This is a genomic window from Waddliaceae bacterium (assembly GCA_018694295.1).
In the GTDB taxonomy this organism is placed as follows: domain Bacteria; phylum Chlamydiota; class Chlamydiia; order Chlamydiales; family JABHNK01; genus JABHNK01.
The window spans coordinates 1-11,310 of record JABHNK010000051.1 but is presented as its reverse complement, the minus strand read 5'-3'; the positions used below and the strand labels follow the sequence as shown (position 1 = coordinate 11,310).

Annotated in this window: 8 protein-coding genes; 3 read left to right on the top strand and 5 right to left on the bottom strand. The window is 46.4% G+C overall.

Features of this window, described 5'->3' with window-relative positions; all coding sequences use genetic code 11:
• Positions 1–2,996, bottom strand: a 2,996-nt coding sequence (locus HN980_05140; protein ID MBT6928859.1) for a filamentous hemagglutinin N-terminal domain-containing protein, incomplete at its 3' end; no start/stop codon positions are given.
• A gap of 284 nt (positions 2,997–3,280) precedes the next feature.
• Between HN980_05140 and HN980_05135 the strand changes: the two genes are divergently transcribed.
• Entirely contained in the window at positions 3,281–3,604 is a 324-nt protein-coding gene (locus tag HN980_05135) for a hypothetical protein (GenBank protein MBT6928858.1), read from the top strand.
• A gap of 33 nt (positions 3,605–3,637) precedes the next feature.
• Here the strand turns inward: HN980_05135 and HN980_05130 are convergent, their stop codons facing one another.
• Both HN980_05130 and HN980_05125 read right to left on the bottom strand, forming a co-directional pair.
• Positions 3,638–5,854, bottom strand: a complete 2,217-nt coding sequence (locus tag HN980_05130; protein ID MBT6928857.1) for a DEAD/DEAH box helicase family protein — start codon at positions 5,852–5,854, stop codon at positions 3,638–3,640.
• 175 nt (positions 5,855–6,029) lie between these two features.
• Positions 6,030–7,694 (bottom strand): RNA polymerase sigma factor, encoded by a 1,665-nt coding sequence (locus HN980_05125; GenBank protein MBT6928856.1) that lies wholly within the window; start codon positions 7,692–7,694, stop codon positions 6,030–6,032.
• Between the two features lie 52 nt (positions 7,695–7,746).
• Here HN980_05125 and HN980_05120 point away from each other — a divergent pair, with 52 nt between their 5' ends.
• Positions 7,747–8,715, top strand: coding sequence for a hypothetical protein (locus HN980_05120; GenBank protein MBT6928855.1), 969 nt, complete (start codon positions 7,747–7,749; stop codon positions 8,713–8,715).
• Positions 8,716–8,757: 42 nt separating this feature from the next.
• Here HN980_05120 and HN980_05115 read toward each other — a convergent pair whose 3' ends face one another.
• On the bottom strand, positions 8,758–10,107 hold the full coding sequence (locus HN980_05115; GenBank protein ID MBT6928854.1) for a hypothetical protein: 1,350 nt from the start codon (positions 10,105–10,107) through the stop codon (positions 8,758–8,760).
• An 83-nt stretch (positions 10,108–10,190) separates the two neighbouring features.
• Complete coding sequence (locus tag HN980_05110; protein MBT6928853.1) at positions 10,191–10,640, bottom strand: DUF3592 domain-containing protein; 450 nt, start codon at positions 10,638–10,640, stop codon at positions 10,191–10,193.
• Positions 10,641–10,758: 118 nt separating this feature from the next.
• On the opposite strand from HN980_05110, the gene HN980_05105 reads away from it, so the two are divergent.
• Positions 10,759–11,043: a 30S ribosomal protein S20 gene (locus HN980_05105; GenBank protein ID MBT6928852.1), complete on the top strand. Its 285-nt coding sequence runs from the start codon at positions 10,759–10,761 to the stop codon at positions 11,041–11,043.
• Positions 11,044–11,310 lie beyond the last annotated feature (267 nt).

Below are 11,310 nucleotides of genomic sequence, written 5' to 3'. Positions count from 1 at the left end.
GTTCCCGAGCTATCGATATCAATAGCGCCGGAAATCACGCCACCATTATCTGCTGCTTTTGTTGTTATAGACTTTGTTATTGCTATGTTAACGTCTGCCGTTGCATCGAGATCGACAAGGGCTCCTAGTGTCGTTATGCTTTCATTGATATCGATTGTTGCTCCGGTAACGGTAAGCGTGCTTATCGGTGTTACGCCACCAACGACACCGTTGAAGACCGCATTTCCTGAGCCTGCCGTAACTGTCAAGGTCTGGGTATTATTTACCGTGCTTGCGAATGTAACATTGTTAGCGCCTGCGCCGGAGGTGACCGTTGTTACTCCTGCCAATGTCGTCACTCCAAGAGCTATAGCGGTATTTGTTGTCGTTAGCGTTCCTGTAAGGCTCGTCGAGGATGGGTTTGATGCGTTACCTGTAGTGGCAAACCCTCCAGCGAACGTTATGCTAGCGCCAATAGTCACAGTTCCTGTGTTGAGGAAGTTACAGCCGTTTGTTATCGTTCCTCCGCCATTGAGCGCTACAGAATAATCAGCATCGCCACCGAACGTTGTCAATCCTGTTATCGTAGCATCACCGGCGACCGTCACAGTACCTGTCGTGCTTGCAGCATCTTCGTGCAGCTCTAACGTATATGCCCCTGCAAGAGACGCTATATTTATCGCGGCAGTGCCGCTTTTTAGTGTGGCGTTTGCCGTCATCGTCGTTGCGCCGAGGTCTATCTGATCGTTAGACGTTGCTACTATACCAGCTATATTCGTTACTGAGCCTGATGTTGTATCGAGGACACCATTAAATGTCCAACCGCCGGCGAGGGAAATGGCTCCGGCATTTGCAAACGTACAAGGGTTCGTTATCTCTCCACCACCATTGAGTGCCACAGCATAAACGGCATCGCCACCGAACGTTATCAGGCCTTTTATGGTAGCAGCGCCGGCTACTGTAACAGTACCTGTCGTGTCTGCAGCGTCTTCGTGTAAGCTAAGAACATAATCTCCAGTAATAGACGCTATATTTATTGCGGCAGTACCGCTTTTTATCGTAGAATCTGCCGTCATCGTCGTAGGGCCGAGGTCTATCTGCGTATTAGTCGTCGATATTGCACCTCCGATATTCGTACCTGAGCATGCTGCTGTACTGAAGCTTGCGGAGAACAATAAAGGAACTCCACCGCTAAACGTCACAGCCCCTGTATTTAGGAATTCACAATAATTCGTTATCGCGCCACCGCCACTGAACACCAAATTATAGTCTTGGTCTAGCGTAGTAAATGTCGGTGCTGTCAAAGCTCCGGCGAACGTTACCGTTCCTACTGTGTCGGTTAATACTACCGATGTGCTTGTTGTCACAGCACCAGAGAACAAGGCGCTAGCTGCCTGCGTTATTGTTAATATGCTTATATTATCAGTGGTGCCTACAGCACCTGTAAGTTCTATAGCGCCTCCTGTGCCGGCATCCATTGTTAGGGCATTAGTCTCAGAACCGAAGCTGTTCGTGGTTCCGGATATGCTTATATTAGCGCCTCCTGTCTGAGTATCATTTGTCGTAATCAACGAAATGTTTCCACCCTTTAAAATAACAGAGTCAGTAAACACAATAGGGTCACCTTCTGTAGTAATATTAGCTTCAAGCGTCGTAGTATGACCACAGCCATGTAAATTTATCGGAACATTTTCTGTGCATGTAATATTCCCAAGGACTCTAATTGTTCCTGCTACAGGCGTTTGGATTGTTATGGGGTCATTGAAGGTTACCTTATTTATCGCTATAATATGTTCGCCATCTTCCCTTCCTATTGTTATACTTCTTGCTCCTTCCTTAATTGCGGCAATCTCAATTTCGCTTAAGTTATAGTCCCCATTAGGATTATCAGAGCCTATGCCGATACTTTGAGTGGCAGTGCTTGGCTGAAGGATCACATCGCCCGTAGTGATGATTGTATCGTTACCGGCGGTAATACTTATAGTCTCCGTAGTTATTGAGATATCTCCTGCGCCGGTGTTAAGTTCCGCGCTTATTATTCCATGGCCTGCATGGTCGATGGTGAGGGTTCCACCTTCCGTAGTTATTATTCCGTTTGTATTGTCGAAGTTGGCTCCTGCAGAGCTAAAATTTCCACCATTTGTCGTTATAGCAGAATTTATGTGAACATCACCTTCGGCGGTGAAGGCAACGTTTACTGGCCCTTCCGTCGATGTTATTGTTCCGTTGTGTATCATCGTTCCGCTTGCGGCGACAAGGCTCGTCATGCCTTCTTCTTCGAAGATGTCTTCACAATTTACCACTTGCCGTATTATTTCTGAGACGTTTTCTGTAGGGATGAGAACGGTGCCCGGCACAGAATTTTCTGGTGGCGTCGTGATTTCGAAGTTTATAAGGTTTCTGCCGTCGAAGCTTACCGTGAAATGTTCCGCGGCGCCGACATGTACCGTGCCGAGGTTTGCCACTATAAGTCCTTCGTCAGAGACTAGCGGTGCTACTATTACGGCATATCCGTTGTCTGCTATTACTATCTCGCCTTTGTTGATGATAGAGGCCAGTTCTTTATATTGATCTTGGGAGAACTCGTAGTTTCCTTCGAGGAAATCAGCATCGGAGATATTTAGTGTCGTCGCGAGGAGTCCTGCGGTATTGACGTGTGAGTCTGGCCCGAAAAGGATGCCGTTTGGGTTTATGATAAATATCTGCCCATTAGCGACGAGGCTTCCCATTATCTCTGACGGGTTAGCTCCTGTTATCTTATTAAGAGCGATGGAATCGGCTCCCGGCTGCATATACTGGACGAGTTCGTTATCGGCGATGGAATATTCGTCCCAGTTTATAATAGCCTTATCGGTATGCTGGTCGACGACCATAGAATTTCCGACCTGAGAAATGTCTGCCAGCCCGTTTTCCACAGAAGGCTCAACGGGTATTGACATAACATGTGTAGGCGATAACATCCCACATATTGTAATTGTTGCGACAAGCGCTAATAATTTTTTTGCTAAAGTTTCCATCTTACGACCTCTTTTTTACAAAGCTTTTTTGTTTTCAATCCTTACATATAAAGTATTTTTGAGGACGCTGTCAACTTTTTATTATATATATAATAGGGGGGGCTTCATAAACTATTGATTGTAGACGTGCAATGCCAGCAGGTTTTCAGTTGTGATAAAAGCATAGTACACGATATCATTTTACTATCGCTTTTGTATGGCATTAGCTCAAATGGCATTGTTGAGGTCAGCGGTTCGATTCCGCTACGCTCCATATCTTAATTAAAACCCAGAAAGACAAAACCGTGTTACCAATAACAACTGCTGCTAGCTTAGAAGATTTCGCTCTTGCTGATCTTGGTAGCATAGAACAACTGTCTTATTCTCAAGCAATGGAAAAAGCCGCTTCTGTTGCAAAAGAGCACAAGATCACAACACCAAGAGTGCTAGTGGGGTTTAAACTCAATAAATATGACGCGTTCTATTATGGCCATTCTGGAGGGGTAACCCAAACTAGTGAAAAGGACTGGAAAGCCGCACAAAGCGAAGCTTCAGGCAAATGCGAATTTTGTAACGTTTTCGTCGTTGATGGGCTTAAATACAAAGCCGGAATCCAACCCAGTGATTGAAGCCTGTCCAAATTAAAACCGCTTTTTGTCATCTTATTTTTTCGTCAGGTGGTATGTTTTGCGGTAGAAGTCTTCTATCGTAGAAGAAAAATTTTCACCGGCATCGACGACCTGTGAGCATTCGGGGATGCTTCTCATGAAGCGCTTGCCGTAAGGCTTTGTTATTATCCGCGGATCGAGACATGCTATGCATCCCCTATCAGTTTTGTTGCGGATAAGCCTTCCGAAGCCTTGCTTGAATTTAACAATGGCGCTGGGGACGGCATAGTCGAAGAAAGAATTGCCGCCATTTTTGTCTATAAGCTCTGTCCGCGCCTCTGTTATAGGCTCGTCGGGGACCCTAAAAGGAAGTTTTACGATGATGACGCATCGCAGCGCTTCTCCTACGACATCGACGCCTTCCCAGAAAGAGTCCGTCCCCATCAGAACAGAATAGTTTGTATCTCTGAAGCGTTCTAACAGGGTCTTTCTGTCGTCTTCGCCCTGGCACATGACGGGAAACCCCGCCTTTTCGAGGTCTTCTTTAAGGTGGTTGTGGCATTGTTTCATCATGGCATAAGAGGTGAAGAGCACGAAGGCATTGCCTCTGCTTAAGTGTATTATCTCTTTTGCTTTCTTTGCCGCGGCGGCGATGAAGTTTTTATCGCTGGGGATAGGCATATCTTTTGGTACGGCCATCAGAACCTGCTTTTTGTGGTCGAATGGTGAGCCATATATAGCTTCTGTAACGGGCTTTGTTCCGACCTTCTCTTCTATGATGCCGAGACGTTCGCGAATAAATCCGAAGCTGTTGTTTGCCGCTAGCGTCGCGCTGCACAATACTACGGAGGAAAGTTTTGTGAAGAACGTCTTAGCCAGGATTTCTGAGATATCAAGGTCTGCGTCGACAATGGCGACGTTGCCGCCATAACGTCCTTTTTTGTGTACTTCCATCCACCGTACTGTCGTCTCTTTAAGGCCTTCGAAGAAGAACGTATGCATTACGACGCCGACACTTTCCAAGCGCGCCTTAACGGCTCGTATGTCGAGGCGTACGCTATCGGTATCGGCAGTGAGGCCTTTGTCGTCGAGGCCTATTATGCTAGCGTCTAAAGCTTCGAGGCTCTGTGTAAAAGAGCGTATCTCTTCGAGAAGCTGTTCTACGGCAGGGAGAAGTTCTTCTTTCCAGAAAGCATGGTTTTGATGGCTTTTGCGGAGGCGTAGTCTCTGTCCTTTTTCGACATCTTCGTCTTGGGCTTTGAAGAAGCCGCTGAAATCTTCGACCAGAGCAAAAACCTCGTCGACAGCGGTAAGGAGGCGTCCTTTTTCTGCGGGGAGCTCGTGTTCGAGCTTGTTGGCGACAGCAACGATTTCTATGTTGTCACGTTTTTTGTAGCGCTGTAATATTTTACGTTTTAGCAATGCTATCTTTCCGCCGGTTTTGAAGGTATTGTTTTTTGGGAGAAGCTTACCGACAAGGCGGTGTAAGACCATTTTGTCGGCGTTGGAGGCTAGGTGCTCGGTGGCGACGTCTTCTAGGGTATGTGCTTCGTCGATGATAAGGTGCTGATATCCTGGCAACACGGCAGATTTTGTGAAATCGGGATCGTCACCGCGGGCGGCGAGGTCGGAAAATAGAAGGTGATGATTTACGAGGAGTATCTGCGCATCATGAGCTTCGCGTCGCGCCTTAAAAAACGGGCACTCTTTATAGTGCGGGCATTGTATATTGCTGCACGCGTCATTCTCGGCGCAAACCTTCTCCCACGAGCGTCTCGAAGGCATGAACGGCATATCGGAACGATCGCCGGTAGAGTTTTTTGCTGCCCATGAGGCGATATCGTTGAGTTCTTTGGTGTCGCCATCAATAGAGATGATGGCATCGTCGAGCTTGCGAGGACATAGATAGTTGCTCATACCCTTGACAAGGACAGCTTTAAAGGAGTCGTCACCAAAAAGTTTTTTAACAAGGGGGATATCGTTATTAAGAAGCTGCTCTTGCAATGTTATCGTATGTGTGGCGATGACGGTACGCTTCCTCTTTTTCATTGCCCACAGTACTGCAGGGACAAGGTATGCCAAGCTTTTTCCTGTGCCGGTGCCGGCCTCTGCCAGGGCGATAGCGCTGTCGTTATATGCCTCAGCGACCTGCTGAGCCATCTTTTGTTGCTGCTTGCGCGTCTCGAATTTCGGAAACAAAGAATGAAGAGGACCTTTGGCTTTGAAAAAGCGCCGAACCTCGTCGATGGATAATTTTTTATCGTTTTTCATTTTTTAAATTTTTAAGTTCGTAGTTCAGAGTCCAGAATAGAATTTTTCACTACAGAGGCACGGAGAGCACAGAGAGGAAATAGGACAGGCTGTGGGAGTTTCCCCCAGACCACCTTTTTGCATTGGTCACTGATCACTGATCACTGAAAAAGTGCCTCCTATCGGAGGCGCTTTTTTAGTCTGCTTCAATCATCTCGAGGAAAATTTTAAGCTTCTTCGCGCGCGTAGGGTGTCGCATCTTCCTTAGTGCTTTGGCTTCTATCTGTCTGATACGTTCTCTTGTGACGTTGAATTCCAGGCCTACCTCTTCGAGGGTTTTTGGTTTGCCATCGAGGAGCCCGAATCGTTGTATTAGCACGGTACGTTCACGGTCGGTAAGTGTCTGCAGGACTTCGTCGATCTTATCTTTTAGGATGGTATACCCTGTCGCTTCTGCTGGAGATTCTGCGCCGGTATCTTCTAGGAAGTCGCCGAACTGGCTTTCTCCGCCGTCACCGACTTCTGCCTGTAGTGATATTGGATGCTGTGCTATCTTATATATCTCTCTGACTCTTTCTGCGGTGATTCCTAACTCATCGGCGAGCTCTTCTGGTGTAGGCTCACGTCCTGTCTCCATCATAAGTTTCTTGGCACCGCGCAATACCCTATTTATCGTTTCGATCATATGTACGGGGATGCGTATCGTCCGTGCCTGATCTGCGATAGCACGCGTCACTGCCTGCCGTATCCACCATGTTGCATACGTCGAGAACTTATATCCTCGTCGGTATTCGTATTTCTCTACGGCCTTCATCAGTCCCATATTACCTTCTTGTATGAGGTCGAGGAATGAGAGTCCGCGGTTGGTATATTTCTTTGCTATAGAGATAACGAGGCGTAGGTTCGACTCTACCATCTCACGTTTTGCTTCCTGGCTTTTATCCATCCATCGTTGCAGCATACGGACGTCTTTCTTGAATTCTTCGAGGGTGCGTCCTGATGCAAGCTCGTGTTTTTTAAGTTTACGCTTAGCGGCGTCAAGCTTGGCGGCGACGAATTTATTTTTATCTGCGCGCGGTGTAAGTTCTATGATGTTTTTTTCTAGGGCGCAGAAGCGTTCGTATCCGCGAAGTATCACCTCGCTGAAGTCTTCGATGATATTAGTTCTGCAGTAGAACCTACGGAGATATGCCTGTGTTATTATGCGACACTTTTCTATCTCTTCATTGACTTTTATGAGGTCTTTTTTCTTGATGGCAGCCTCGAAAGACTTCATAAGAAGCTCGTCGAGACGAGCATCTTCTTCGGCGAGGAGTCCGCACAGCGTCGGAAGCTTCGCAAGATATTTATTTTTGTCGGTAACCTCTTTCTCTGAGATGGCTTTATCGAAACGCTCTTTTCCGTTGATAAGATAGTGTGCTATTGATATTGCCTCTCTAGTGCAATATCTGAAACGCATTATTATGCGTTCTATCTGCATCTGTGCTTTCTCGATACGCTTCGATATCTCGACTTCTTCCTCTCTGGTAAGAAGCGGGACGGCGCCCATCTCTTTGAGATACATACGTACGGGATCGTCGGAAGGCCCTTCGACACGTTTCGGCAGCCCCTCAAGCTCTTTGACTTCTTTCTTTCTCTCAAGCTGGCGATCGACTTCCGACTGGTTAAGAATCTGAATGTCCATGCCGCTCAAGAATATCAGCATCTGGTCTATCTGTTCTGCAGAGTCGACGGTCATGGGGAGGATCTCGTTGATCTCCTCATATGTTATGAAGCCTTGTTCTTTAGCGACAGAAACCAGCTCTTCGATCTTTTGCTGCTGCTGATGACTGAATGTGTTGTTTAAATTTTTTTCGCTCATATCCCTCACAGAGATTTTTCTTTTCATTATAAAGGAAAGTTGATTAGATTGTATGAAAATATTATTTCGCAGAAAACCTTTCTTTTTATCAAGAAAGATACCTGTTATTACGATAAATAACAATACTTATATGCATTTCTATGCTCTCGACAGTATCGGACATGTTGTTTCCGCCGACCACGCCATCCGCGGAAAGGACTATAAATGCCTAGAATGTGGCGGGATCTTACGCGTCCGTGGCGGAATACATCGCCGCTACCACTACTATCATCTGTCGTCATCGCCATCATGTCTAAGGTCTTCGGGGAAAAGCGCCGCCCACCGAAACCTTCAACACCGCCTACTTTCGCTTTTCCCAACAGAAGACTGCTCCCTTGAGCGATCTTTCCCCGAGATAGGGCGTATCGCCGATGTCGTCGTCAAAAAGCATCGTCTTGTCTTCGAGGTGCAGTGCTCCCCTATCAGCGTCGAAGAGGTACAGCGCCGCAACAACGACTATTCCTCTATGGGATATACTGTAGTATGGCTTCTCAGCGATGCACTATACAACAGAAGAAGGGTCTCCGCAGCAGAGCTTTTCCTCCAGGACCATCCACATTATTTTTTCTGTGCATCACCACGAAATCATGGAATTATCTACGACAGCCACGCCGTCATTATCGAAAACCTGCGCCATACCATCGTGAAATCTGTCGCCATCGACATAACAAAGCCACTATTTCTCTCACCCGCCACGAAATTACACTGCTGCAACGAAGTCCCTACGGTGATACGTCGCCGCGCAAAGATGTGGCCGGTATGTTTTGGCGACGACCTCGTCGATATTTTCATCAACGGTGAAGAATCCCGTGCTTCCGTCGTCAGCGCTACCATCTGCGCCGCAGAAAAACGACACCTCGCGCGATATAAGCGTACTACCAAAGAAAAAGTCTGGGCATTCATAAATGCCGCTATCTTCTTAACAATAATAAAGCCATATAGAATTTTCTTTAGGATGCTCCTCGAAAAGGCATGCCGGTAGATCAGTGACCAGTGATCAATGCTTTTGCTATACGCTATTATTTTATACTGGATAAAGTATACTGACGATGTAGTCGGAGAAGATTCCTTTGGAAATTTTTCCTAGGGAGCAACGGACGAGGATGTCTTCGCCGGTCTTTGCTTTCATGAGGAGGCGGATATGGTGTCCTTTTTTCTCTTCTTGCTCTGGGGCTTCACCTTTTAGTGACACGATAACTTCTTGCCAGCCGCGGCGTCCTTTCCTCATGATATTGAAGAACTCCTTAGCTGCCTTTTCCGGGCTCCATCCTAGCAGACCACGTATCTGGTTATTGATGAATAGCACTTTATTGTCTTCTGCGGAATATAGGATAACAACGCCGGCGTGTTCGTTTCTGAAGGTATCACAAAGTCTTCGAAGGTCTATGGCGTAGCTTTCTGAAGAAAGCCCAAGAGCCCGGCCTCCCTGCCCAGCGAGGTGTTGCGCTCCTGTAAGGTTTTCTGCGAAAGTTATACACCGCATAAGTAATACAGATGCGTCATATGACGTATGGATCTCGCTGTCCGACGACACGGGGAAAGTCCCTTTAACTTCAGGGACGTTACTCTGCTGATGTTCTTTGCCGTCGAAGACATCAAAGACAGGGTGTTGTGTGGCGTCGGTTGCTATTGCTTGCTGCAAAGGTTTTGCGGAACCGATGTTTAGCAGCGTCTTTATCTCGTATGTCAGGTCGCGGACTTTATTCTCGAGCTTCATAAGGTATTTTTGTTTTTTCTCTAGGACGAGTCTCTGCTCGGCGATGGTTCGCTGATATTCCGAGAGCATGGCATCGCGCTTAATAATCTGCTCGTCGTGGTCGGATTTACAGCTACATAGCTCTTCTTCGCGGCCTTCTAGGCGATGACGTATCTCTTCGCTTTCTTTGGTGATACGTGCCGTAACATCACGTTCCCTTACGACGATCTCTTCCTTCAAGCGTGCTATGATGTTTTTCTTTTCGCTGAGGCTATGTTTGAGATTTTCTATCTCTTCGTCGTTGCCAGCATCGTTATGTTTTCTTTTGTCGTATACGATAACGTCTCCACCATTTTCAACGGTGGCGCTTCTCTCTGCGGCGAAAAAAGGTAGGGCTGGAACGGTTTCTTCGCTATCGGCGAAGGCGCGTGCGACTTTTTCTTTGACGAGGCCTTCAACGCCGCCACGCATGACGCCTTCCCACTTACGCAGAAGAAGTATCGCGGTCAGTGCGCCGGCAATGCCCCATAAAAGGCAGGTAACGATAATCTTCCAGCTGTATGACAGCGGTATCATCGTAGCGACATATCCGCCGAAGACTATGGCCGGCACCAGTGGGCATACCACTAGTGCTGCCTTTATAATAGCACGATATCGTCTCGATCTTATGTTCATCATATTTCCCACTTTTTAGCGATTCCTTTATATGCTGTCGCCAGAAAAAAAATAAAGAACTATATTTCCTATTCAATGCTCAATGATCAATGCTCAATGGTTCTTCTCACATACCATCCGAGTAGGACGAAATATACGAGTAGTGCGATGAGAATTCCTGAATATATGCAAACTTTCAGTGGGAACACCTTGTTTATCGTAGAATTTTCAGGTTTTTTTGCCTCGTACCACACCTTCCACGGCTGAATTGCCATAGCTTCATATTCTTCTTCGGCTTTCCACGGGTTGAGGTATGTTTTTCTCTTAAAGGTTGTCTTTCCGGAATATTCTTCGTCGTCGATAGTATATTCGTACGTCGCCACTACAACAAAAGAATCGGAAGATCGCTGTTCAACGCCCCATACGATGCTCTGTGCTTCGCAGCTTCTATTCGTCTTATTATACCTGTAGACATTATACCCGGAATATCCAGCAAAGGCCATCGCCGCCACGAAGACCGCGGCGAGAAAACAGAACCACAAAAAATTTTTACGCATAATTTCACCATTTACACTTTTATATCCGAATTATTTTGACAAATTACCCCTTTACCCTCTATACTTTCCAGATAATTATCATTGTTATCAATATTGTTATCAACATTACGAGGAATAAATGGCAACAAAAGAAGCACCGAAAAAAGTAAAGCGTCCTACAGCGCAGAAACGTATGCTACAGAATGAGAAGCGTCGCCTTATCAACAAGACCTTCAAGACTCGTGTCCGCTCGGCGATGCGCGAATTCGAAGAAAGCCTTACAAGCAACGACCCTGCTGTCATCGAAGAGAAGCTCAACAACGTTTATAGCTTTATGGATAAAGGCGTTAAGCGCAACATCTTCACTAGCAACAAAGCAAGCCGCACCAAAGCTCGTGCCACGGCAAAAGCTTCAAAAAGCTAGAATAAAAAACTCAAAACTGGTTTTTAAATATATGGCATCGCCTGTTGATTCTTCATTAAAGACTGTTGTATCGATGGATTATATACCTGATACTCCTCCGCGCACTCTCCTAATCCGCCAAGAAGATGATGTTGTTGGGCTGCAAATAGACAATGGTATACAATACCGGAGATTCTATCAAATTAGTAAGTACTCTCCTTGCGTGGGCAGTCTCGTAACAGTAATATTATGTCTTTTTATTTTAAAATACAGCTTGCCGACTAATAC

Coding starts and splice junctions, on each gene's coding strand:
- HN980_05130 (MBT6928857.1), bottom strand. CDS start 5,854: ATGAAAAACGATAAAAAATTATCCATCGACGAGGTTCGGCGCTTTTTC.
- HN980_05125 (MBT6928856.1), bottom strand. CDS start 7,694: ATGAGCGAAAAAAATTTAAACAACACATTCAGTCATCAGCAGCAGCAA.
- HN980_05120 (MBT6928855.1), top strand. CDS start 7,747: ATGAAAATATTATTTCGCAGAAAACCTTTCTTTTTATCAAGAAAGATA.
- HN980_05115 (MBT6928854.1), bottom strand. CDS start 10,107: ATGATGAACATAAGATCGAGACGATATCGTGCTATTATAAAGGCAGCA.
- HN980_05110 (MBT6928853.1), bottom strand. CDS start 10,640: ATGCGTAAAAATTTTTTGTGGTTCTGTTTTCTCGCCGCGGTCTTCGTG.
- HN980_05105 (MBT6928852.1), top strand. CDS start 10,759: ATGGCAACAAAAGAAGCACCGAAAAAAGTAAAGCGTCCTACAGCGCAG.